This window comes from Vibrio sp. 1F255 (genome assembly GCF_041439145.1).
Classification (GTDB): domain Bacteria; phylum Pseudomonadota; class Gammaproteobacteria; order Enterobacterales; family Vibrionaceae; genus Vibrio; species Vibrio crassostreae_C.
On sequence record NZ_JBGONQ010000004.1, the window covers coordinates 1 to 23,778 of the forward strand.

The following is a 23,778-nucleotide window of genomic DNA, read 5'->3' on the forward strand; positions in this document are numbered from 1 at the left end:
CATATCACTTACTACCGTTTTTGTTTTTAGTTCCCGCTAATCCGCGATGAACCTTTTTATTTACTTAGCGTTTTATGTAGCTAAGCTTAGACTTTCTTGAAGATGATAGAGGTGTTGATTCCACCAAAAGCAAAGTTGTTGCTCATCAAGTATTCAACATCCAATTCGCGACCTGAGCCCGTGATGTAATCGAGCTTGCCGCACTGTTCATCGACATTCTTAAGGTTTAGGGTTGGGCTGAACCAACCGCTATGCATCATCTCTAGGCTGAGCCACGCTTCAATTGCACCACATGCACCAAGCGTATGGCCAAAGTAACTCTTAAGAGAGCTGATTGGTACTTCACCAAAGATATTCGCTGTCGCGTTACTCTCTGCAATATCACCTTTTTCAGTCGCAGTACCGTGCGCAGAAACATAGCCAATCTTCTCAGCTGGAAGTTGTGCGTCTCTCAATGCTTTCTCCATACAGATTTGCATGGTTTCCATCTGAGGTTGAGTCACATGAGCCGCATCACAGTTGCTCGCAAAACCTATGATTTCTGCGTAGATCTTTGCGCCACGAGCAACAGCATGTTCGTACTCTTCAAGGATCAGGGTTCCAGCGCCTTCGCCGATAACCAAGCCATCACGCTCGCTGTCGTATGGGCTAGGGGATTTCTTGGGTGTGTCGTTTTTTAAACTGGTAGCGAAAAGGGTATCGAAAACGGCAGACTCAGTTGGGCATAACTCTTCACCACCACCGGCAACCATTACGGTTTGGTAACCATGCTTGATCGCTTCATAGGCGTAACCAATGGCTTGGCTTCCTGAAGTACAGGCGCTGCTGGTGGGAATCACGCGGCCACGCAGACCAAAGAACAGACCTACGTTTACCGCGGCTGTGTGTGGCATCATTTGAACGTAAGTGGTTGCTGTGATTGCTCGTGTCGACTTCTCGTTCAGCATTACTCCGAAAGCACCAACCGCATCGGTACTGCCAGTTGAAGAGCCGTAAGCGATACCAGTTTCGCCATTGGTCAATACATCGTGACCAATTAAGCCGGCTTGCTCCAATGCATTCTCAGTCGCAACGGTAGCTAGGCGTGATACACGGCCCATGCCACGCACTTGCTTACGCTTGTAGTGTTTAGGCAGTTGGAAGTCATCAATAGGCGCGGCAAGTTTTGTGTTGAGACCATCATATTGCTCGAAGCTTGGCATATATTGAGTCGCATTTTCACAGGCCTTTAGCTTAGGCTCTATCTGTTGCCAGTCGTTACCAAAAGCAGTAACACCAGACATTCCAGTTACAACAACGCGGCGGGTCATACTAAGCCTCCATTTACTGAAATCACTTGGCGAGTTACGTAGCCTGCAATATCAGACATTAGGTAGCTGACTAGGCCGGCTACTTCTTCCGGCTCACCCATACGGCGCAGTGGTACTTGAGGAAGTGCATGATCTTTCACGTGCTCGTCAACCATACCTGTGTCAATTAAGCCAGGAGCGACACAGTTTACCGTGATCTTGCGTTTTGCGAGTTCTAGAGCAAGAGACTTAGTTGCGCCAATCACCCCCGCTTTTGCTGCAGCATAGTTAGTTTGACCACGGTTACCCATAATGCCGGATACCGACGCTAGAGTGACGATACGGCCACCTTTACGCTTTTGAACCATAGGCATTACACAAGGGTGAAGTACGTTGTAGAAGCTATCTAGGTTGGTATGGATCACACCATCCCACTCTTCTTCCGTCATCGCGGGGAATGCAGTGTCACGAGTAATGCCCGCGTTGTTCACTACACCATAGTAAGCACCATGTTCAGCGATATCAGACTCAAGCTTTTCGCGACACTCGCTTCGTTTGCTGATATCAAATTGAATAAGACGTCCAGCGCCACCCAGTTCGGTGATCGACTTTAGCGTCTCTTCAGCACCTTGCTTGTCACCCATGTAATGAACGGCGATTTCAAACCCGTCTTTCGCGAGTTGAATAGCGATCGCTTTACCAATACCTTTACTGGCACCAGTGACTAAAACCTGACGGCTCATGATGGGCTCCTAGTTTTCATTTCTTGTAATTTTTGTTCGGTCGGCACGTAGACGTTGAGTTGGCATTGAGCCACTAACTCACCTCGGTCTTCGACTCTTGCGGTAAACACAGCCATACCGCTGTCTTCCATCATCTGTTCGGCGTAGATATCAAGGGTCTGACCTTGAGTAAACTCATCACACAGTGATTTATAGCGACGAGAGCCGAGTAAGAATCCGATTGGGGGCGTGGTGCCGTTTTTAAGTGCGTGATATCCAGACCATGCCGCTACAGACTGCGCCATAAACTCGATTCCAACATATGCTGGTACCGTTTGAGATTCGGCGTCAAAGAACAGATTATGGTCACCAATATCGACCTGACAGTGGATCGACAACGCCTCTACGCTGATAGCACGATCGATTAATATCATCGGATCATCGTGAGGGAGAAGTTGGTCTACAGAAGGGATATCAGTCATTTACTACACCAAAAATCAGGCTAATGTTGTTGCCACCAAAAGCAAACGAGTTGCTTAAGATGTTCTTTGCTTTAAGTTTCTGTGAACAGTTTACCAAATCAATCTCAATATCTTCAGCTTTATCCTGACATTTTTGTAAGGGAAGCGGTAAGTCATATTTCAAAATATGCCACGCAATTGCAGCCTCAATCGCACTTGCTGCGCCTAGAGTATGCCCGGTCAGCGGTTTGGTAGAACTGACGGGAACCTTGTTTGCAAAAATACGATGAATGGCTTTACTTTCCATCGAGTCATTGAGTGGCGTTGCTGTACCATGTGCATTGATATAACCAATGTCTTCTGCGTTTAACTGTGCAGAATGTAACGCTTTTTTCATTGCTTGTTCAGCACCATTGCCTTCAGGGTGAGGCGCTGAAATGTGGTGTGCATCAGAGCTGTCCCCACAGCCCAATAAGGCAATGTTTGACGTGTCTTGTGCTGCATTAACACCGGCTAACTTTGTTTTGCTGAGCAACATAAATGCCGCTGCTTCTCCTATGTTGATACCTTCTCGGGTTGCACTAAATGGCTTACAATGTGTTGTTGAGAGTGCTTCAAGACCGTGGAAACCATTGAGTGTCAGCTTACACAATGTATCCACACCACCCACTAACACGGCATCAGCCATACCTGAATCTAATAAGCGCTGGGCGGTCAGAAATACGCGGCCACTGGATGAGCAAGCCGTAGATATGACGTAGTTTGGCCCCGTTAATGCGCAATACTGGCTAACGAACTCTGAGGTATCACCAAGCTCTTGTTTTGAGTAATGGTAATCTGCTGGAAACTCGCCGTTTGCCAATTTTTGTTTGAAGACTGCTTCACCATCGGAGATCCCAGATGTGCTGGTGCCAATAACAACAGCAATTCTATCTGCGCCAAACTGAGATTTGGCTTGCTCGATAGAATCTTCAATTTGGTGAAGAGCCGACAGCGCCAGTTGATTGTTGCGAGTGGCGTATTGCGTAAGATCTGAAGGAATCGGTGGTAGTTCACCCGCGATCTGACCAACGACAGTGTGTTTACCATCGTTCAGCATATCGTGCACTTCGACCATATTTGATTCACGCTCGTCTTTTAGACAGCCATGAATATCGGCAATCTCTGAGCCTAGCGCTGAGTGGAAACCACAGTCTTGGATGTAAATAGGCATAGTGTTCAACTCTTACTTGGATTGTCGACAATCGTTGAGTTCAACGTTTGTATGGTGATGTTGTAGCCCAGGGTCAAATGTTTGAAAACAATGTCGCCTGCCGTTTTGTGTGTACCAGGATCTGTTTGGTAATCAATTTGAATGATTGCCTGTTGGTTTTCATCAAATACGGTTCTTGTTTTGTCGGTATCGACTAGGTGCCAACCTATGCTTTGTAAAGGCTGAGCCCATGCTTCAGCCGGCCATAAGGTAAGCATTAAATTAAATAGCACCTGTTCAGGTTGTGGCAAAGTTGCGCCAAGCCCAGACAAAACCTGCGTATCAATTACTTGATTCTGGTATTGCAGCGATAGAATGCGAGTACCCCAAGAGGAGAACCCCGCCAAAACCACTTTACCTGGTGTGACTTCGACTTGAACCGGAAGCTGCTGTGTATCATTTTCCCACGTAGCGCTAATCAACTGACTGGCTGTTAATGAGTATCCCAGTTCAGCTGGCAGTGGTAGTGCTAGATCGGTGTCTTGATCGATAGATACGCTCGCACCACTTGGCTGCTGAGAAACCATCGAGCAGGCACTCATTAGAATGCCCACTAGTATGGCGAAGGTTACCTTTAATGTCTGGATCATCTAAAAGCCTCTCGAGTAATTGGTCCTTCTACGTTTTTACTACTGTTGATCGCGAGTGGAGAAAGCAGCCAAGCGACAAAGATCCCTGTCAGAACCGTCACCCCGAAGCTATGAATAGCATGAGTCTGGCTCAGCGACAGTAAGCCGAATGAAAGTAGTGTTGTGAGACCTGACAAGGTGATCGCTAATAAGGTGCTCAGCGATTTCTTTTGCTCAGCAAAGAACAGGGTGTAGTCTATGCCAATCCCTAAAATCAGAATCAAACCAAGCAGGTTAAATAGGTTCAGTGTCGAGCCTAAAATGCCCGTGACCGCCAAACCTGCTACGCCTGCAATCAATGAAGGCAACAGCATTAACAGGCTTTGCTTCACACCATAGCGCCAGCCTAACAGCATGCCAATAGCTGCCAATGCTATCAATAACAGCTCGGTAATCTTGACGCGGTACTCAGCAAAAAGAGAGGAGATTTCATCCGCTTTATTGAGGTGTTTCACACCTTGCTTCTGAGAAAAATCTGACTCCAACCACTGTGAGAAAAGCTCAGCATCAGTGACGTCTTTTATCAAAATGACCGACGCTGCTTGCCCGTCGATAGGTTTTAACCAAAGTGGTCGAACAGGCTCTGAGACTGGAGACTCCAAAAATCCAGATACCGTGATTGGTTCGAATTTTGGTAGTTCTGGAAACGTAGACCAACCGAGAGAGCTTTGTAATATATGGCTTTGTTGACTATAGAGTTGTTCAACCAACTGATAGTTATCATGCTGTTCTTGTTTACTTAACAAGTGTTGATTGATGCTGCGATACCCGGAGATACCTTGGCTATTGACCAAAGAATCTAAGCTCGTGGTGATCTCAGCCAGTTTTTTTAGCAGTTTTTGGTCGCTCTTGGCGGTCACCAGCAGCATATTTTGACCGCTGCCTAATCCTGAGATATCAGTAATGGCTTGCTCTTGCTGTTTGAGTTGATCTGGCATCGCTTGAAGTTGACGAATATCGTCGTCGTAGCGAATTTGGCTGAGTGATATCAAACTAACGACAGTCACTATTAATGGTAAGCCAATTCTAAATTTTTGGTTGCTCCAAAGGCTTAACCAAGTATGCCAAAGGTTCAACAGGGGAAGAGGGCGCTCTTGGCCTGGTTTTACCGCTAAAACGGGGTACCAGCACACCACACTGGCGTAAGCTGCGATCAGTCCAATCGACGAAAACAGAGCCAGTTGCTGCAAGCCTGGGAATGGCGCAACCAGTAGCCCTAAGTATCCGATTAAGCTGGTGATTAAACCTAGAGTGATGGCAATGAAAATATGCTTTAGGCCTTTATCGCTCTGCCAGTGGCTTCCTGCGGCCAAACGGTCAGTGAGATAGTGAAAAGAGTAATCGATGGATACGCCAATCAAGCTAGCGCCAAACACCAAGCTGAATAGATGCACCTTACCAAAGATAGCGACAGTGCTTGCCAGTGCAACCAATAATCCTGTACTGATTGAGAGTAAAGATAAGGCAAGTGGTAGCGCACTACGAAATGTCAGCCACACCAATAAAATAACGCCTGCCAATGAGCCCAAACCAATGGTACTGATTTCTGATTTCGCGCTTTCGGTACCGTAATTGGCGTAGAACACCACACCAGTATGCTGCACCTTGACGCCAAATTGTTTTTCGACCTCGCGCTCAATTGAATCAAGATCTGGAAGTTGTTCTTGAATCGCCAAGCTATAAGGTGAGTCCGCCAGAGTAGCCGTGACTAAAATATGAGTTTGCTCATTCGACTGGGCCGTGAGATAGCCCTCTTTCAGAACAAAGTTACTTGATTGGACGCCAATAGCGCTGATGTAGTCGCGAAATAACAAGAATGGGTCGAGAGATAACTCTGCTGCAGTGACGCCTGAGAATGGATTGTACAGAGACTGAATGACATATTGAGCTCGCGAATCAGGCGAGTGTGTCAGCGTCTCTTTTTGTTGTTGGGTCAGCAGTTGAGATCGGTGACGAAAATAGAAATCGCTCCACTGGCTTTGAGTGCTGGCGTTGATTTTACCTTGAACTTGCTTAAACAGAGTTGGCTGACTTGAAAAAGTTCTTTGGTTGAGAGCTTTTTCAAAAGCGTCGGTCGCAACCATGGTTTGTTCGATATCGGGAGCGCTTATGATAAATACCACTTGCTCGCTCATCGAGCTGGATATCTGCTGAAAGGCTTGCTCTACCATTGGGTCTTGCTGGTTTTCGGGCAGTAACTTTAGAATGTTGCTTTCAATCGGTACCGACGAAGAAAAAGCGAATTGTTTGGTCAACAACCCGCTAAACAGCATTACAACAACAAGCCAAACAAGGGCAAGACTAGAGTTGGAATTGTTTCGCTTCAGCATCTGATAATACTTCCGGTAGATGGCTTAACTGACTGAATTCGATCACTGTGCTATCTCCACGAATCTCTTTCAACTCAATACGTTCAATATCGCTGTTGCCTTGCAGCGTGATAGCCTCAAACACCGCATTCATCGGTGCATTTTTGGGCTTTAGAGTCAGTGTCCATGCTTGTACATTTTCATCAGAGCTGGTGTTAGTTGCGGGCTCAAAATTGAGTGCGAACTGTTCCTGAAGTTTTTGCGTGTCCCCATGAAACACTGACAAGAAGATATGGCTGAAATAAAACGCCATTGGATTTTCTTTGTCGGTGATGATTTTTGCGGGTTGATCGGCAAACCTTTGGCTCAGTTTGTTATCGGTGAGCACTAAGTTCACGGGAAACGGAGTGGTTTGTGTCCAGAGTAAGCCACTTGATTTGTCTAACAGAAATGTACCTTGTGACGTTAAAGGCTGGGCGAACATCTCCATATTGCGTGTTTGAGTGAACTCACCACGCACAATACTATTTTCGCTGAGCACCGTCTGCAGCTCTGAAATAGAATTGACAGCAGCAGAGTTTTCTTTGGCGCTTACAAGGCCGCTTGCCATCATCGCAGTAAGTCCAATTAGCGCGATATTGATGTATTTGCGACTGCGTTTAAACAGATTCATGGTTCACCTGCTGTGGGTTAGAGGTTTGTGTTTGATGTTCAGTTGCTAGAGGTAAGCAACCAAATTGGTGCCAGTGTTCGACTTTGTCAGTAAACACTTTGGGTGAGGCAAAGCACATCTCTTGTTCTTCGATGGTGACGGCAACCTGCATGGTGTGAGCACGTGTCATTCGAGCACCGGTTAGAGCATCATGAATTTCATAATCGACGCGCAGGCGATTTTCCCACTCGGTGAGTTTCGCCGTTACCTTAATCTTGTGATTAAACGGTATCGCCTTAATGTATTTCACGCGGGTATCGATGATAGGCCACATGTAGCCAGAATCCTTCATCTCATGGTAGTTGTACTCAATCTTATCCATCATGATGCGCCTAACTTCTTCAAAGAATCGGAAGTAGTTGCCGTGATAGATCACGCCCATTGGGTCGGCATCTTGGAATGAGGTGATAAGCGTCACCTCAGATTGTAATGGGTGAAGGATTTCAGACATAAATCGCTCTCAACAATATTGCGTAAAGGGTTGGCTACTTTATGAGTAAAGTGACCAGTGCTGACTTTGAATACGAGCAATGAAGTGGCGTAGATCGCCTTCAAGTGGTCGATCTTCTACGATAAATTCAAACTCCTTAAGCACTTCGTCGCGAATGTGCTTGAGGTTCTCACTCATGTGGTGCTCATCAAGCTCATTGTGGCGCTTACGAAGTTCGAGTGCTTGTGTCCCCGCCAGTAGTGACGCTGCTGCCACTTGTTCGGTTAGCTCTAGAACGCGTAAACAGTCACGAGCTGCGATGGTGCCCATACTCACTTTATCTTGGTTGTGACACTCAGTTGAGCGAGAGAATACGCTTGCTGGCATGGTGTGTTTCAATGCTTCTGCTGTCCAAGCTGAAACGCCAATCTGTACTGCTTTAAAGCCGTGGTTGATTGGCTTACGTTCGCCTTCAGCACCCGTTAGGTTGAATGGCAAACCGTTGTTGAACTTGTAGTCCATCAGCTGAGCCATTTGACGGTCAAGCAGATCAGCAAGGTTCGCAACTGCAGTTTTTAACGTATCCATCGCCATTGCAATGTGTCCACCGTAGAAGTGTCCACCGTGCAGTACGCGCTCATTATCACCATCGATAATTGGGTTGTCGTTGGCACTGTTTAGCTCGTTCTCGATCATTTGGCGTAGCCAAGGCAGAGAGTCTTGAACCACGCCGATAACATGTGGAGCACAGCGCAGAGAGTAACGATCTTGGAGGCGATCACTGTTACGTGGCGGGCGATCCGCTTGCAGATCATCACGCAGCCATGCAGCAACTTGTTGTTGACCAGGATGAGGTTTGACTGCAAACAGCGCTTCATCGAAATGGAAGTCATTGCCGTGCATACCGACTGATACCATAGCGGTGATCTTAGTTGATAGCTGAGCTAGATATTCCGCACGCTTGTAAGCGATACAAGCTAATGCCGTCATTACAGACGTACCATTCATCAACGCCAAGCCTTCTTTTGGCTTAAGTTTGATAGGGCTAATTCCTAACTCTTTGTAGACGTCACTGGTTGGGCGCACTTCACCTTTGTAGATTACATCACGCTCACCAATCAGTGCTGCGGCTAAGTAAGACAGAGGTGTTAAGTCGCCACTGGCACCCACCGATCCTTCTTGAGGAATGCGTGGTGAGATGTCTTGGTTGATTAGGGTAACGATCTGGTTGAGTAGATCGTGAGTCACACCAGAGACACCTTGTGATAACGAACAAAGACGAGTTGCAAGGACTGCACGAGCTTGTTCGTGAGACAATATTTCACCTAAACCACAGCCGTGAAAACGTGTTAAATGCAGTGGTAGCTCGTCAACTAGGTTTGGCGGAATCGCAACCGTACATGAGTCACCGTAACCCGTCGTTACACCGTAAATCACACCTTCTTCTTTCAATAGGCGTTCTAAGAAAGCGACACCACGGTCGATCTTAGATGTGAATGCTTCACTTGTGTTCATCGAGGCTTTTGCGCCTTGTGAGATAGCGACAACATCCTCAATCGTGAGGCGCTCGGCACCAAAGGTGATGCTATTTGGATTCTTTTTCGTCATGGTGCTTGCTCAATGTCCAAAAATTAAAAAAGTTGTACCACTGAAGCGGTGCTTGCAGTGTGTAGTGCTGAAGTCGATTTGCGTATTTTTGCACGACTTGCTGTAAAGATTGTTCGCGAGTCTTTCTTGGTAGCTCGATCTTGTTGCTAAAATGCTCGAAATAGACATTAAAATGCGGCTTAGATTGTGAGTCGTCACGTAACCCAAACAGCAAAAATACGGGTGCTTTGAGAACCGAGGCTAACATAAATGGACCTTGAGGGAATGGAGCTTCCTTACCTAAGAACTCAGCCCATACTGAGCGGCTCTCTTTGCTGGTGGAAGTTCGATCGCCAACAATCACGATCCATTCGCCTTGCTCTAGTTTCTGTTGTAACAAGATAGCGGTATCAGGCCCCATCGATGTCACCTGAATCAGATTTAAATCAGACTGCGGGTTAACCGCTTTCATCACGGAATTAAAACGTTCGGCGTGTTCTGTAAAAACCAGGGCGTTGATTTTGATGTTCGAGTGTCTGCGACCTAAAGCTCGGCACAGCTCAATATTGCCAAGGTGAGATCCAAGGATTAGCACACCTTGCTTATTTGCCACCATGCTCTCGAACTGGTCTTGGCCATGAATAGTCAGGTTATCTGCCGAGAAATCACCTTTCCATGCCGCGAGCTTGTCGAGCATCGTATGGCCAAATGAAAGCAGATGGTTGTAACTGGTTAGTTCTCCGGGGAGCTCAATATTTTGCTGTTCCGCATAGGCTTTTAATTGGAATAGATATTGTTCGGAAGCGTTTCGCGCACGCTGGCCCGTCAAGTGGTAGTAACGCATCACACCACGCAGAATGAGGTTGAACACACCGCGACCTAACAAGGTATAAATGGCTAATAACAGCTTAATGCCTAATACTGTGCCGCGTTCTTGAGTGCGGGACCAGTGTGGTTGTTCAGAAGCTTGCGGCTCTGAATCAGTCGATAAATTTGGGTTATTATCAGCTGAATCGGATTTGAAATGGCGAGCAATCAGTTTTGGTGCTCTTGGCAGCATGCTGAAGAATAGACGTGTATGCATCCAACTGATTTTGACGTTATCCCACAACGCATCGAAATGAGAGATGCCGTTCTCGGGATAGATAACGCGCGTTTCAACGAAGTCTATGTCGCAACCTTCCCAATACAGGCGAACCAAAATCTCGATATCGAAGTCCATTCTCGAACCAACATCGTACTTATTCAACACAGTTTGAGTTTGGTTGATAGGATACGCTCTAAAGCCACACATGCTGTCTTTAATTGATAAAGAAAGGGTTTCTATCCATACCCAGATATGTGTCGCGTAGCGCCCATAGAGCCTTGCTTTGGGTACGCTGTCGTCGTAGATAGGCTGGCCTGATATCAGACGTTGTGGCTTAGCTTGTGAGGCCTCAATCAATGTTGGCAAGGCTTCCAGGTCGTGTTGCCCATCAGCATCTATCTGAATAGCGTGGCTAAAGCCTAGTTGCTGCGCTTTTTTGATTCCGGCTTTTACTGCGCCGCCTTTACCTTGGTTCTGTTCAAGCGTCACCAAGGTTACGTTTGAATTCTCTGCTAGGGGAGACAGAAACTGTTTTGTTGTGAGTTCACTGCCATCGTCAACGATGATGATCGGTAACTCAAAATGATGAAGTGACGACACCACAGCCGGCATGGTTGCGCCATGGTTAAAGCACGGGATAAGGAAGCAAGCCTTGTAGCTGCTTTCTTTTGTGTGGTGTTGAGAAGTAGCCTCGACGGGAGCGCTATTCACTTTTTTCTCCCAGCTTCATTTTGCCTGAAGAGTGGGTCTGTTCACCGTTGTTTGATGTGTAACTAAAGCTCAGCTTGTCTTTGTCAGCATCCCATTTGAGTGATAGCTGGATTGTAGCGTCAGGCAGGATAGGCTCTTGGAACTTAATGACTTCCATTCCTTTAAAGAAACCAGGAACGCCTAACTCTTGGACTGCGTAGTGAAGTGCCCAATCAATTTGCGTGACGCCAGGTAGAATAGGGAAGCTCTTGAAGTGCCCATTAAAGTCGGTGATATCTCCGCTAACATGAAGTGTCAGGGTCGATTCATTTTCTACCGTGTCTACAGCAATGATGTTTGGTTTTCTTTTATCCATAGGGCGTGCTTAGAATCCTTGGGCAAATATTGGTTCTTTGACAAAAATATAAAAAGATAATCTCAGTGTAAAATACGATCAGCGGTTTCTATGATTTTATTAGCTGTTCTATGTGAGATGTTAATCGCTTACCTTGGCTGTTGAGGGGGATCTCATCGACAACACGGTATTTTCTCGGGATTGCGATTGGCTCTAACCACTTTCTGAGTTCTGTACGCAGCATCAACCAGAATTTACCTTTGCTCATGGTCGATAGAGCGGCTTGGCCTTCATCTGATAATACCAAAACAGAGGCTAATATTAATCGCTCAGGCTCCTCAAATGGAATAACCACGCACTCACTTATCCAAGGCAGTTGCTCCAGTCGCTTTTCCACTTCAACCAGTGATACTCGCTTTTCTTCTATCTTGATCACTCGGTCCGTTCGGCCCTTCAATATGAATTGATTCTCCGAGACCATCTCGCACTCATCAGAGGTTTGATACCAGTTATTCTTATCGATGTACGGCGACAATAACTTAATGCAACTCTCACTGTTGAGACTAGCCTCAATACAGGCAAAAAGCTGCCAAGGCGTTTGAGCGCTCTCTTGCTGACGAAATGCGATGCCACCGGTTTCTGTGCTACCAAAGACTTCAATCGGTAAATGACCAAGCAGATCTCGTGACTGGTGAGCCGACTCGGTAGGCAATGGACCACCCGAAGAGAAGATTCCTGCAAGTTGTACCTTGTTGGTCTCATGCTTTAATCGTTTAAGTAGCGCTGGGCTGCTGATCAGTACACAGTTTTGATTTGCGTGAGATAAGATCTGTTCTGGGTATTCAAGGTTGTGTCGAGCAAATGGAACACCAGAGCATAGTGGCCATAAGATTCTAAACAGCAAACCATAGATATGTTGATGAGAAACTGTGCTTTGGATTTGGTTTCCCTTGAGTAACTCACCCCAGTTCTTGTGTAACTGAGCGGTCTCAATATCGAGGTGCTCTAACGTTTTATCTATCGCTTTTGGCGTGCCACTTGAACCTGAAGTGAACAGAGTTAATGGGACTGTTGCCAAATCAATGGTCGTAAGATTCTCGGTTAGAGGTTTTTGTGCTTCAGTGTTTGAATCCAATAAGGTTTGGATATTACGAACGTCATTCACCTCAACTTCGCCAATCGAGTTATCAACTAGCAGGCAATCAAACTGCTTACTTAACTCAGCAAGCGCACATGGCTGGTAGTTGCCCGGTAAGATGATGTGTTTGTTGGCTGCTGTACATGCCAAAAAGGCCACCGCAAATAGGTAGCTGTCTTGGGTACAAATCGCGATTCGTTGAAAAGGGGATAAAGACAAAAATTGTACGAGTTGAGATAAGTCGTCGTTAAATGTTTGCCACGTAATCTCGCTATTGTCGTCAAAGCAGACAATAGATTCAGGGGCTCTGTCCTGGCTAAGAAGCTCAGACAACGAGGTGTAAGATACGGTTTGGGTCATAACAATTTAACTCTGACGAATGCGCTGTCTTACTACCCACTCTCCTGCAAAGAGTAACCCTGCAAACAGATAGCTGAGTAAGCCATTGTATAGGGTCCATACTTCTAGCGGTTGGAAGCAGGTGTAAAGGGCAATAGAGCCATTGATAACAAAGAACAAGCACCACACTTTGGTGACTTTTCGTGTGTAATCAACGCCACTTTGCGGAAGTTCAGGCTCTTGAAGGCGAGCAAGACGTTCGATAATCGTTTGTGGTTGCCATAGGCTCGAAGCGAATACAACCAGCATACAAACATTAACGATAACGGGATAATAGGTTAGCCAGCCGTGTTGCTTAAAGGCTAAGCCTAAAGCCAGCAGAACAATACCGGCACTTCCACTGATCCAAGCTAGGTGTTTTAGCTCTTTGATTTTAGCCTGACCGCCGGTGAAAATGCGTACAGCAAAGATAGCGGCTAAGGCAATACCAACGGTTTGTAAGCCAAACTTGTTGAGTCCAAAGTAAACCGCTATTGGATAAGTGAAAAGTATAATTGCCGACAGTAAAGTCAGCAGAGGACGCATTAGGCGTCCTTCAATAGTTCAACCACAGATTCGACAACGTCATTAACGGTGCGCACTGCTTTGAACTCTTCAGGTTTTATCTTCTTACCTGTGACGTTCTGTAGGTGAACGACCAAATCAACGGCATCAATGCTGTCTAGGTCTAGATCAAGATAGAGATGAGCTTCAGGGGTGATATCTTCAGCGTCAAGCTCGAACAGCTCAATAAGCGCATCTTTAACCTGGTTGTATACTTCTTGTTGGTTAGCTTGTGTCATAAAGATCTGTCTAGTTATTCGTTTGAGAAGAGATGTAGTTCGCTAGATTTTCAACTGACGCAAAGTGCTGTCGAGTGTTTGAATCATCTGCATCGATAACAATGTTGTACTTTTTCTTGATAGCAAGGCCAAGCTCAAGGGCATCGATAGAGTCTAGTCCAAGTCCATCACCAAATAGTGGAGCTTCCGTTTCAATCTCATCAATGCTCATGTCTTCAAGGTTCAATGCGTCGATGATCAGTTGTTTCAGTTCGTTGTGTAATGTTTCCACTTTGGCCTACTTAATGCTTTATCTGAATGCTGCTTTAAGGGGGCGATTCTACATTATATGAGGTATTTTCGAAATGCCGATATCGCCTGTTATGTTATTGATACGCTAAATGTTTTCTTCGGAAGGGAAAATTGTTTGTGCAAGATGATGATTAAGGCGCCTTGCTGCCGAAGTTAAATTATTTGAGCCTTCAATAAATGGTTCGACTTCTATTTTACCTTTCACCGCGACATGAAAAAAGGGCTTCGACGCAGGAACTTGATACCATTTTTTCTCTTTCGTTAAGAATGTCGGAGAAACCGTAATATGAATCACGCGTAAATCGGTTTGTGTTCGAGTCGCGATTTGTGCCGCCCCACGCTGTAAGGATGGTTCAATTCCTGGCGTTGTGCGAGTTCCTTCGGGAAAAATCAGCATGACATTGCCACGTGAGAAGCGTTCTTCACAGCGCTCTAAAAGATCGTCAGGGGCTTGGTTCGGTATATAACCTGCCGCTTTGACAATCCTTTTCATAAAAGGGTTTTCCCAAATGGCCGCTTTGACGAGGCAATCACATTGAGGAAGTTGAGAGGCGATCAGCACATAGTCAATCAAACTTGGGTGGTTGGCGACGATAATGCAGTTACGGTCGTTACGCAGTAGTTCTGCACCATCAATTCGGTAATCGATTGCTCCGGTGAACTTCATGATTTGGCAAAAGGCGTTGAATGAGAAACGAATCAATCGCTGTGCTTTAAGCTCTCTTTTAATGGTGTTGGAAGTCGTTAGCGCGATAGTGGGTAAGATTAAGAAGCTTAATACTAAGCCACCTAGACCAAAGATGGTAAAGCACAGCCCTGTCGCGAATACTCGCCAATATTGGTCGATTTTGCTCATGATTGTGGACCTGTCTCGGTGTTATTTACCCAAGACCAAGTTTGGTGCTTGCCAGCAATAGCCCACTTATTTGCGCCCAATAAGATATGTTGGAGCGTTTGTAGCCCTTGTGGTAACACGGAAGGTGCTTGGTTGGCTTCTACTGTTCTAGTAATAGAATATTCACTGCCAACGCTGAGCACTAAGCCCAGAGCATAATCCGTATAGTCTTGTGTTTCGTATTCTTGGTAAAGCTCAGGCAAAGGCTGGTCGAAGTCAATGACGAGTACACGATGTGACGGGTACTGATGTAGGTAAAGATAAGCTTCGATCAGAGCGTTGTGGAAAGTATCTTGGCCGGCCGCAATAGAGGTCAGAGGGATTGGTGCTTTCGCTGCGATGGTAGTTAACCCTGCAGCTGTATTATGCACCGACTGTGAAAACGCCATTGGCGAGGCATCATCACCTTCCAATATCGACTGGATCAAGGTTGCGGTTCGGTGCAGTTCACCATGTCGACTGGCAAAAACCAGATAATCAATCGAGTTGTCTTTTAAGAGTGTCAATGCAGTTTGAACGGCCAATTTACTTTGTAGGCTCATTCGGCGGCGCATCATCGGTGGGATCGCTTTAAATTCAGTTGAGCCATCTTGTGGCCAATCTAAATTAGTGCTCCACGCTTGCCATTGGGCAACAGAATTGAGACCAGCCGAATTTGCAGACCATTTCTCAATATTAAACGACATTAATTGGGATTGATTTGACATAGAGTATTGATTTGCTTTGAGTCTAACTAAATACTATGCGCGCTTATAAATAAACACAGATAAGGAATTTAAATGAAATTACTAAAAATAGCAGTTTCAATGTTATTCATATTCGTTCTTGCAGGATGTGGACGCGTCCAACCTGTAATGAATGTTGAGGATACTCCAGTTGCACTGAATCTTCAAAGTAAACAGGTTAAATCAGCTATTTCTGAATCTGCTGAAAATCGAGGCTGGTTGGTTTCAGAAATAAAGCCTGGTTTGATCCGCGCTGAATTGTATGTTCGTTCGCACCACGCTGTGGTTGAAATTCCTTATAGTGATAAGTTTTACTCTATTCTTTACGTTGAATCAGAGAATTTGAAGTACGACGATGGTGAAATACACCGTAATTACAACCGTTGGGTTAATAACTTAAACGTTGATATTAAACGTAAGCTTGCGCAAATGGCAGCTGAGTAACTCTCTATTATTTAAAGTTAGGTTTTTCGTGTCGGAATATAAATTAGATCCATTCAACGCATTAGAAGCAAAAACAGAAGCGCAGAAATTGTCTTTCGCTCCGATTGTTTTTCATACTGCTCGTACACTTCGTGATTTAGGCATTTTGAAAGCGTTAGATGACGCGGGCAACGAGGGTTTACCAGCAGAGTCTATCTCTGAATCGACCGGTGTCTCTGAGTACGGCGTGAAAGTCCTGCTCGATATGGCGTTAAGTGCTCATATTGTGACTTGGGAAAAGCCTAACTACAAAATGGCTAACCTTGGTTTCTACCTTCTGCATGATGGTATGACTAACGCAAACATGGATTTCACAGCCGATGTTTGTTATGCCGCGATGATGCATCTAACAGAAGCGATTGAAGAAGGCACACCTGCAGGCTTGAAAGAGTTGGGTGATTGGGAAACCATTTACCAAGGCTTGTCTCAATTGCCAGAAAAAGCAAAAGAGAGTTGGTTCAAGTTTGATCACTTCTATTCGGATCGCTCGTTCCCTGTGTTACTTGAAAAAGTCTTCAGCAAGAAACCTAAGTCGCTGGTGGATATCGGCGGCAACACGGGTAAGTGGGCGATGCAATGCTGCAACCATGATGCGGACGTTGAGGTGACGATTGTTGATTTGCCACAGCAGCTAGAAATGGCAATGGCAAACGCGGCAAAGCATGGTCATCAAGAGCGAGTCACGCCATTCCCAGCGAATATGCTCGATAAACAGCAAACTCTGCCAACGGGCGCGGATGTTTGGTGGATGAGTCAGTTCCTTGATTGTTTCTCGCCAATGGAGATTCTGAGCATATTAAAGCGCGTTCGCTCTCATATGTCAGAAGATGCGACTGTCTATATCCTTGAACTGTTTTGGGATTCACAGAAATACGATGCGGCTTCTTATAGCTTAAACGCGACGTCTCTCTACTTTACCTGCTTGGCCAATGGCAACAGTCGTTTTTACCGCAGTGAAGATTTCTTAGAGATTGTTGAAGAAGCGGGCTTTGAAGTGGTAACGCGTACCGACGATATCGGTCTTGGTCACACGCTTCTAGAATTGAAAGCTGGCGCGCAATAAAAATAACAAACATGGCTTAAATAATGAAAAAACTATCAACTCAAGTGGTGATCATCGGAGCTGGGCCATCAGGGTCTATTGCTGCGTCTTTACTTCATAAAAAAGGCATCGATGTTCGAGTGATTGAAAAGAGCGTATTCCCTCGCTTTTCTATTGGTGAAAGCCTATTACCAGCTTGTATGGAAGTGATTGAACAGGCTGGGATGACTGACGCAGTGATCAACGCTAACTTCCAATACAAAGATGGCGCTGCCTTTCGCAAAAATGGCGTTTATACGGCGTTTAATTTTGAAGACAAGTTCTCTTCTGGCCCTGGAACTACGTTTCAGGTTCAGCGAGGTGCCTTTGATAAGGTTTTGGCAGATACGGCTGAGGCGCAGGGTGTCTGCATTGATTACCAACATGAGTTAATGGGCATTAATTTCACCGACGACAGCACCATTTTAGATGTACAAGTGCTGGGTGGAGAGCGTTATCAGATAGAAGCGCAATACGTTCTGGATGGCAGTGGTTTTGGTCGAGTGCTACCAAAAATGCTTAACTTGGCAGAGCCGTCATCGCTCCCTCCACGCAAAGCTATTTTTACGCACATTAACGATCATATTGCAGAGGTGGATACCGATCTTGAATATGACCGAAATAAAATTCTTATCTCTGTGCATCCAACCAACCCTGATGTTTGGTATTGGTTGATCCCGTTTAGTAACGGTGTCTCTTCGTTTGGTGTCGTAGGAGAGCCTAAGTTCTTTGAGTCCTATCCAGAAGACAAGATTGCTGCAATTAAACAGCTGGCAGCGGAAGAGCCGGGCTTGGCTGAGATACTGGCAAGCGCCGAGTATCCAAACCCTGCGGGTGAAATTGGTGGCTATTCTGCCAATGTAAAACATTTGGCGACGGATAAGTACGCGTTGCTTGGCAATGCCGGCGAGTTCCTTGACCCGGTGTTCTCGTCAGGCGTGACGATTGCGATGAAGTCGGCACAGTTTGCGGTTGAGTGTGTTGAAAAGCAACTTAACGGTGAGAAGGTAGATTGGGAACGCGATTATGCCGCTCCTTTGATGGTTGGTGTAAACACCTTTAGAACGTATGTTGAGGGGTGGTACTCAGGTACTTTGCAGGATGTGATTTTCTATCAAGATCCAAATCCAAAGATTAAGCAGATGGTGTGCTCAATTCTGGCGGGTTACGCATGGGATCAAGCCAACCCTTATGTGAAAGAGTCTAAGCGCCGATTGGCGACACTGGCTGAGATATGCCGAAACTAGGTAATCGATTTTGTATGTAGCAATACTCTAAATTGTCACGATGGATCGTCATAAATTAAAAACAGCCGCAATGTGCGGCTGTTTTTGTATCTGAAAAATATGGGTGGTCAGCTTAATCGGATTTAAGCCTATTTTAAGTCGATGCTGTTCAATCGTCCCATAAATATAAGTAGATCAATTACGTCTTTGTGAGCATCAAGCAGCGCACGTTTGGTTTGGCTATAAGCGGCAAGTCGGCCGTGCTTTCTGATTGAACATACCTTGGTTTTGTACTTGTAGTCACCATTCTCAGAGAAGACGCGCCACTTAGCGATGTAGCATTCGTCGCGGTGTTCAGGATCACTCTGAGTTGGATTTGGTTTGAATACAATTTTGGGTTCTAGACTATGAGGCAGGCGCGTCATCAGGTAGGGCTCTTTGAGGACTTTGGGCCAAAATTTACCCCAAAGCTGTCTGCCCAGTTCATCTCTTAATTTAATGGTTTTCTTTAGTGCTTTGTCTTCACCCATACGAACAAAACCGACCGATCGATGCAGCACCGTATCTTCGGGAGTATGGATGTGGATCTTAAAAGCGGTTTTACCTTTCGAGATAAAGCGGTAACCGGTAGCACCAATTAGATTATTCTGACTCATAGTTTGCTAAGTGATGATTATGTTATTAATAAGATTACGCCAAATACTGCAAAACCGAAACTAATACCCATGAAAAAAATAAAGCCTTAGCATCTTTGCTAAGGCTTTATTAGAAACTCTGAGACGAGAGTGTCGCTAACTACATGATTTTCTGCATCACATCACCAATTTGAATGCTTCCCGCAAGGCTTGGCTGATCAATCGTGAGTTCCGCTTCGTTTTCGTAAACGCGAGAAACCGTTAGGGTGATGTCGCTTTGAGAAACCTTGTTGCGTGGCAAACCGCGTTGGTCGATAAACGAACCTGTGTGCCACAGTTGCAACTTGTCACCTTGTTGTACGCCATGCATTCGACCTAAATCAATGGTCACCGTGTTACCAAATACCGCTGCCACCTCTGGAAGCGTGATCTTACATGACACTTCAGATTCCAAGTCCAACATAATATTGCGGCTAACACGCAGCATCATACTGCCGTAGGTTGATGCCCAGAAACGAGCACTGCGGGTGTCCACTTCACTGGTCTTAGCAAATGGCCACTTTGCCACTTCACGATAGCTACGGTTGTAAACCTGATGTCCTGTTTTACCATCGAAGACTTGCATCTCTAACGCAAACTGACGATTGATGATGTCGTCTTTCAAAAGCTTGGATTCGATGGTCGCGGTTAAATCGGTAATGTCGCCACCAATGATGTACTGCGCGCCAGTGTCTTGGGCGATCATCTTGATCACCTCTGGTCGACGCTTGTCGATATCGTAATTGGTCGTGCCAACGGAAACAAAGCTGCGAGACTCTTGCGCCAGCTGTCGGTCCACGACATGGCCAAAATCATCACCAATGTTATAGATTCTGCCCATTACAGCTTGCTGAGGGGAGGTCACATCAATGTTGCCGACTAAAAATGTCTTCTTGTATTGGCTCTCATGGCAAGCATTTGCCGAAGGATAGATATCGATCCTTGCGGTGATCATTATATTGCCACTGCGTTTTTTCTCTTTCTCTACCAAGATGTAGCGCACTTCATGATTGGTAAATTGAAACTCTTTCTTGTTTGCGTCGAGGTACGGCGTGAGGTTGGAGATACTACCAATATCAGCACCTGAGAACTGGATCGCTTTATATACCGCGTCTTCCAGAGCATGAACCCTTGCCGTTTCCTCTGAGGATACGATGGCTGCGGTACCGGTAACTTCATACCAAGAGGCATGAGCACTGAAGCTTATGGTTATCAGTGAACTTATTGAAAATAAGTAAGAAATTATTTTTTTCATCTATTCGTTACCAGTTGGGTATAAATATTGCTTAACAAATAACTATAAGCTTGAAGCTGACTTAAGTGCGTTTTTCTTAATCTGAACCATTAATGAAAAGCAAAGACTGTTCCAACATTGTAATCCATTGAAAAGAATAATGGTGAGAACATATTGGAACAGGGAGCACTAAACCTATCTGGAGATAAGAGAATGAAAAAATGGCTCGTAGTAATGAGTGTCATGTTGTTGACCTCATGCGCTTATTCGCCAATCTATAACGGCAAGTCTGAATATTCAGGCAGTCAGTTTATGTTGATGGATAGCCCTCGTCATACCATGGATTTCTTCGTGGAAAGTATGACCGAAGATCTGATCATTTCGAATACGAGTATCTCAGCAAGAACTCCGATAGCGATTACGTCGTTTGTTGACCTGCAACACATGGACACAACGAACTGGCTAGGAAACTCGGTATCAGAAGGTTTCATTCATCAGTTTCAGCGTCGTGGCTTCAAGGTTGTTGATTTCAAAACAACAGGTTCTATTCAAGTGACTCATCAAGGTGACTTTGCGTTAAGCCGCGATTGGAAAGACTTAGCTCAAGAACAAGACGTACAGTACGTACTGACAGGCACCATGCTTCGCCAAGAAGGCGGTGTACTAGTAAATGCTCGCGTTGTTGGCATGCAAACTCGAATTGTAGTGGCGACGGCACAAGGCTTCTTACCTGCAGACCGTATTGGCCGTGACCTAGATACTCTCAACAGTATTCGAACTCAAGATGGCGTGATCATTCGTTCCGATCCAACGATCAGTCAGCCTTATACTGTTATTCTTCGCCCTTAGGAGTTCGAGATGAAGAAGTTAATGTTTGTTGTTGCCGCTTTATTGCTTGTTGGCTGTCAGCCATTGCAGAGCATGAGACCTGATGATTTCTTAGTGGCTGTTGGCTATGCGAGTATCAGTGAGCAGAAAGGTCGTAACGACGAAGAGAGACGTATCCGCGCGATGAGAGCCTCTAAGATCGATGCTTATCGTGAGCTTGCTGAACAGGTTTACGGCATGCGAGTAAGCGGTCGAGCAGAACTTGAAGATCAACGGCTTGGTACAGAGCGTACGTCAGGTGCGGTTGATGGTGTTATCCGTGGCGCAGAAGTGGTGCGCAGTTACCCTGTGGGTGATAGCTACGTAACAGAGCTTCAGTTGGATATTCGCAAGATGGATCAGCTACGTAACTACGGTGAAGTTCAGGCAGTACCTGAGAAGAGACAACAAACACTGTTCTAATTTCGGTGTTCGAATTGAATATTCAGTGATATTGGTTGCTACTCGCTTTCCAGATGGCATATCGGCAACCAATAACTAATATGGATGTAAAAGCGGCAAGTATGAAAATACTTGCCGCTTTTTTGTTTATCGATTTTGTCAGGGTGTTCAAAGGCTGATTAGAAATTTTGATAAAGAACAACGACAGAAATAGCCTGAGATACAGACTTAAGTAGGAGTGTTGTTGAAGAGGTAGCTTAACTAGGCTTTTACGTTGGTTCCCAGCGTGGAAATAGTATGCGTTTGACCACCGGCATTGTAGGTCATGCCAATTTTTCCGTGACTTTGCTGCATCATATTGCTGAGTTTTTTGAAGCTAAGGTGCGCTCGATTTAAGGCTTCGCCATTCACAAGGTTCGCTTGCTGGCAATCGTGCACTATGGACTGGATCTTAGTGACTAACTGAGCAAGTTCAGGGTTCTCGGTCAGTTCTGAGATATTGGTATGGGTCGCGATTCGCTGATCGGTTGATCTTAATTGTTCAACAAGGACTACTTTTTCTTTGGCGATTCGCTCAATATCGTTTGATTGTCGGCTCGTAATAGCGGTTTTCTCTGAACTTAATAATTCAGATAAGGCTTTGGCATTTTGAAGTTGAAAATTAACTAAATCTGCTAGTGCCGCCATAACGTAAACCTATTCATAACCTCGTATGCTTTAAGACAATCACTTCAATCAAAAGTGAGTGTTGGCTTAAAGACCTTTTAATTCATCTTCGAACTTGATCATGTTGTCAGCCAGTTTCTCTGGATCGACAGTGTATGAACCATTCGCAATTGCTTCTTTGATCGCTGCTACTTTCACAGAATCAAAGCTTGGCTGTGCTGCCATATCTTGGTGGAGCTGACCAATCGCTTTGCCTTGTTGGCTCAGTGAAACCGCATCTTTGCTTGCTGGTGATTTAGTTGATACATCAGAGCGTGATGCCTCAGAACTAGAATCAGAGCGTACTGCTGATCGGTTAGTGGTCGTTAGGGTTTGCCCTGAACGAATATTATCAATGCCTGCCATAGTTAAGCCTTTTTCTTCAAAAATGGGAACCTGTACAGTCAATATCGACCAAGGGTTCGAATACTTTAGCAATTTTTAGCTCAATAGTCGAAAAGGGACAAAACACCGCAGCCGTTATATTTGGCGTTAGAGTTGAGGGTGAAATCGCTAACGATACCGTCAATTTAGAAGTAAAGAGTTAAAAGTAAACCGTGACTTCAGACATGCTGGTAACAATCCCTTCAATTATACGCTGTGATTTATCATTTTTCACTCTTACTTGATCACCCATAGAGCCATCGGTAAGCGCAGTTCCTTTGGTGGTAATGGTCATGCCACCTTTTACTGCCTGTATGATAACCTTCTCGTTTCGGCACACGACACAGATATCACCTCTTTCTACAACATCGCCCGGTCTTAGGTTCTTTTTTACCTTAGCGCCGATGACCTGATGTGGAGCTGTGAAACCTTGGCGACGAAACTTGTTAAGAGAAATCATAGCGGTGGTGACATCGTATTGACCGACGATTTCGCCTCTCGCGAGTGAGCGAGTGGTGGTGACAAGAGGCACCGACATCGAAAGGCGCACCGGTACATAAACTCGCCACTCATCAGGAACACATTGCACTAAAACCGTAATACTGCTGCGGGTATTGGTGGTTGTTGAAGCGCTGGTCTCTAAAGGCACTGGGCAGTCTGTCGCTTTGATTCTTGAGTCAACATTTGCTGAATTAACAAAGAGTTCGCCACCTTGTGGCTGCTCAACTGTATCAAGGATATGTTGCTCCGCTGCAGACTGAATCATCTCAATTTGTTCTGGGGTCGCAGCTTGTACAAAAAAACTAAACAATATTGATAAAATGCCGATAAACTTAGCGACAGTTTTAAAAGTAGCTCTACACATTGCTATGGAAAGAGGTGGCAAATTTGTTTTATAATACGTCATTCCGTTTCTCTGGTGGTTCGTAGCCTGCAGTAGACTAACACTTTTTATACAAAAAAGTTTGA

At 45.3% G+C, this 23,778-nt stretch carries 27 protein-coding genes; 5 read left to right on the forward strand and 22 right to left on the reverse strand.

Annotated elements, in window-relative coordinates; genetic code table 11:
* Window positions 1-86: 86 nt before the first annotated feature.
* The 17 genes from ACED41_RS03980 to ACED41_RS04060 all read right to left on the reverse strand — a co-directional run bounded on the left by ACED41_RS03980 (window position 87) and on the right by ACED41_RS04060 (window position 15,735).
* The gene (locus tag ACED41_RS03980) at window positions 87-1,310 is read right to left on the reverse strand and encodes a beta-ketoacyl-ACP synthase (protein ID WP_017062286.1); all 1,224 of its coding nucleotides are present in this window, start codon (window positions 1,308-1,310) and stop codon (window positions 87-89) included.
* Entirely contained in the window at window positions 1,307-2,032 is a 726-nt protein-coding gene (locus ACED41_RS03985; protein ID WP_017062285.1) for a 3-ketoacyl-ACP reductase FabG2, read from the reverse strand. Before ACED41_RS03985 ends, ACED41_RS03980 begins: the two co-directional genes overlap by 4 nt.
* Window positions 2,029-2,493 carry a hotdog family protein gene (locus tag ACED41_RS03990; RefSeq protein WP_017062284.1) on the reverse strand — a complete coding sequence of 155 codons (465 nt, stop codon included), beginning with the start codon at window positions 2,491-2,493 and terminating at the stop codon, window positions 2,029-2,031. The genes ACED41_RS03985 and ACED41_RS03990 overlap by 4 nt, the downstream gene beginning before the upstream one ends.
* The gene (locus ACED41_RS03995; RefSeq protein WP_017062283.1) at window positions 2,486-3,685 is read right to left on the reverse strand and encodes a beta-ketoacyl-[acyl-carrier-protein] synthase family protein; all 1,200 of its coding nucleotides are present in this window, start codon (window positions 3,683-3,685) and stop codon (window positions 2,486-2,488) included. The genes ACED41_RS03990 and ACED41_RS03995 overlap by 8 nt, the downstream gene beginning before the upstream one ends.
* A 5-nt stretch (window positions 3,686-3,690) precedes the next feature.
* Entirely contained in the window at window positions 3,691-4,314 is a 624-nt protein-coding gene (locus ACED41_RS04000) for a DUF3261 domain-containing protein (RefSeq protein ID WP_029235193.1), read from the reverse strand.
* Window positions 4,311-6,683 (reverse strand): MMPL family transporter, encoded by a 2,373-nt coding sequence (locus ACED41_RS04005; protein WP_371724529.1) that lies wholly within the window; start codon window positions 6,681-6,683, stop codon window positions 4,311-4,313. Before ACED41_RS04005 ends, ACED41_RS04000 begins: the two co-directional genes overlap by 4 nt.
* Complete coding sequence (locus ACED41_RS04010) at window positions 6,655-7,335, reverse strand: outer membrane lipoprotein carrier protein LolA (protein WP_017064143.1); 681 nt, start codon at window positions 7,333-7,335, stop codon at window positions 6,655-6,657. Before ACED41_RS04010 ends, ACED41_RS04005 begins: the two co-directional genes overlap by 29 nt.
* Window positions 7,322-7,825 carry a thioesterase family protein gene (locus tag ACED41_RS04015; RefSeq protein ID WP_017062279.1) on the reverse strand — a complete coding sequence of 168 codons (504 nt, stop codon included), beginning with the start codon at window positions 7,823-7,825 and terminating at the stop codon, window positions 7,322-7,324. The genes ACED41_RS04010 and ACED41_RS04015 overlap by 14 nt, the downstream gene beginning before the upstream one ends.
* A 39-nt stretch (window positions 7,826-7,864) precedes the next feature.
* A complete protein-coding gene (gene hutH / locus ACED41_RS04020) occupies window positions 7,865-9,412 on the reverse strand; it encodes a histidine ammonia-lyase (protein ID WP_017062278.1) in 1,548 nt (515 codons plus the stop codon).
* Complete coding sequence (locus ACED41_RS04025; protein WP_017062277.1) at window positions 9,390-11,189, reverse strand: glycosyltransferase; 1,800 nt, start codon at window positions 11,187-11,189, stop codon at window positions 9,390-9,392. The genes hutH and ACED41_RS04025 overlap by 23 nt, the downstream gene beginning before the upstream one ends.
* Window positions 11,182-11,544, reverse strand: a complete 363-nt coding sequence (locus ACED41_RS04030; protein ID WP_017062276.1) for a 3-hydroxyacyl-ACP dehydratase — start codon at window positions 11,542-11,544, stop codon at window positions 11,182-11,184. Before ACED41_RS04030 ends, ACED41_RS04025 begins: the two co-directional genes overlap by 8 nt.
* 88 nt (window positions 11,545-11,632) lie before the next feature.
* Entirely contained in the window at window positions 11,633-13,021 is a 1,389-nt protein-coding gene (locus ACED41_RS04035) for an AMP-binding protein (RefSeq protein WP_017064141.1), read from the reverse strand.
* A 6-nt stretch (window positions 13,022-13,027) separates the two neighbouring features.
* Window positions 13,028-13,585 (reverse strand): septation protein IspZ, encoded by a 558-nt coding sequence (locus ACED41_RS04040; RefSeq protein WP_017062274.1) that lies wholly within the window; start codon window positions 13,583-13,585, stop codon window positions 13,028-13,030.
* Window positions 13,585-13,842: an acyl carrier protein gene (locus ACED41_RS04045; RefSeq protein ID WP_004739745.1), complete on the reverse strand. Its 258-nt coding sequence runs from the start codon at window positions 13,840-13,842 to the stop codon at window positions 13,585-13,587. The genes ACED41_RS04040 and ACED41_RS04045 overlap by 1 nt, the downstream gene beginning before the upstream one ends.
* A 10-nt stretch (window positions 13,843-13,852) precedes the next feature.
* Window positions 13,853-14,113 (reverse strand): phosphopantetheine-binding protein, encoded by a 261-nt coding sequence (locus ACED41_RS04050; RefSeq protein WP_004736154.1) that lies wholly within the window; start codon window positions 14,111-14,113, stop codon window positions 13,853-13,855.
* 105 nt (window positions 14,114-14,218) lie between these two features.
* Entirely contained in the window at window positions 14,219-14,989 is a 771-nt protein-coding gene (locus ACED41_RS04055; RefSeq protein WP_017064140.1) for a 1-acyl-sn-glycerol-3-phosphate acyltransferase, read from the reverse strand.
* Window positions 14,986-15,735, reverse strand: a complete 750-nt coding sequence (locus ACED41_RS04060) for a beta-ketoacyl synthase chain length factor (RefSeq protein WP_170962821.1) — start codon at window positions 15,733-15,735, stop codon at window positions 14,986-14,988. The genes ACED41_RS04055 and ACED41_RS04060 overlap by 4 nt, the downstream gene beginning before the upstream one ends.
* A 72-nt stretch (window positions 15,736-15,807) precedes the next feature.
* Here ACED41_RS04060 and ACED41_RS04065 point away from each other — a divergent pair, with 72 nt between their 5' ends.
* The 3 genes from ACED41_RS04065 to ACED41_RS04075 are packed head-to-tail and all read left to right on the forward strand — an operon-like array spanning window position 15,808 to window position 18,564.
* Window positions 15,808-16,197 (forward strand): hypothetical protein, encoded by a 390-nt coding sequence (locus ACED41_RS04065; RefSeq protein WP_017062271.1) that lies wholly within the window; start codon window positions 15,808-15,810, stop codon window positions 16,195-16,197.
* A gap of 28 nt (window positions 16,198-16,225) precedes the next feature.
* Window positions 16,226-17,299 carry a methyltransferase gene (locus ACED41_RS04070; protein WP_017062270.1) on the forward strand — a complete coding sequence of 358 codons (1,074 nt, stop codon included), beginning with the start codon at window positions 16,226-16,228 and terminating at the stop codon, window positions 17,297-17,299.
* 23 nt (window positions 17,300-17,322) lie between these two features.
* Entirely contained in the window at window positions 17,323-18,564 is a 1,242-nt protein-coding gene (locus ACED41_RS04075; RefSeq protein ID WP_017062269.1) for an NAD(P)/FAD-dependent oxidoreductase, read from the forward strand.
* A 128-nt stretch (window positions 18,565-18,692) separates the two neighbouring features.
* On the opposite strand, the gene ACED41_RS04080 is transcribed toward ACED41_RS04075, so the two are convergent.
* On the reverse strand, window positions 18,693-19,199 hold the full coding sequence (locus tag ACED41_RS04080; protein ID WP_017062268.1) for a hypothetical protein: 507 nt from the start codon (window positions 19,197-19,199) through the stop codon (window positions 18,693-18,695).
* A gap of 139 nt (window positions 19,200-19,338) precedes the next feature.
* Entirely contained in the window at window positions 19,339-20,472 is a 1,134-nt protein-coding gene (locus ACED41_RS04085; protein ID WP_017064138.1) for a flagellar assembly protein FlgT, read from the reverse strand.
* Window positions 20,473-20,664: 192 nt separating this feature from the next.
* Here ACED41_RS04085 and ACED41_RS04090 point away from each other — a divergent pair, with 192 nt between their 5' ends.
* Both ACED41_RS04090 and flgP read left to right on the forward strand, forming a co-directional pair.
* A complete protein-coding gene (locus tag ACED41_RS04090) occupies window positions 20,665-21,300 on the forward strand; it encodes a FlgO family outer membrane protein (protein ID WP_017064137.1) in 636 nt (211 codons plus the stop codon).
* A 9-nt stretch (window positions 21,301-21,309) separates the two neighbouring features.
* The gene (gene flgP, locus ACED41_RS04095) at window positions 21,310-21,741 is read left to right on the forward strand and encodes a flagellar assembly lipoprotein FlgP (RefSeq protein WP_016791311.1); all 432 of its coding nucleotides are present in this window, start codon (window positions 21,310-21,312) and stop codon (window positions 21,739-21,741) included.
* A 240-nt stretch (window positions 21,742-21,981) separates the two neighbouring features.
* Here flgP and ACED41_RS04100 read toward each other — a convergent pair whose 3' ends face one another.
* The 3 genes from ACED41_RS04100 to flgA all read right to left on the reverse strand — a co-directional run bounded on the left by ACED41_RS04100 (window position 21,982) and on the right by flgA (window position 23,716).
* Window positions 21,982-22,407: a flagella synthesis protein FlgN gene (locus ACED41_RS04100; protein WP_017062264.1), complete on the reverse strand. Its 426-nt coding sequence runs from the start codon at window positions 22,405-22,407 to the stop codon at window positions 21,982-21,984.
* 66 nt (window positions 22,408-22,473) lie between these two features.
* Complete coding sequence (gene flgM, locus ACED41_RS04105) at window positions 22,474-22,791, reverse strand: flagellar biosynthesis anti-sigma factor FlgM (RefSeq protein WP_017062263.1); 318 nt, start codon at window positions 22,789-22,791, stop codon at window positions 22,474-22,476.
* 178 nt (window positions 22,792-22,969) lie between these two features.
* Window positions 22,970-23,716: a flagellar basal body P-ring formation chaperone FlgA gene (gene flgA / locus ACED41_RS04110; protein WP_017064135.1), complete on the reverse strand. Its 747-nt coding sequence runs from the start codon at window positions 23,714-23,716 to the stop codon at window positions 22,970-22,972.
* Between the last annotated feature and the right edge of the window lie 62 nt (window positions 23,717-23,778).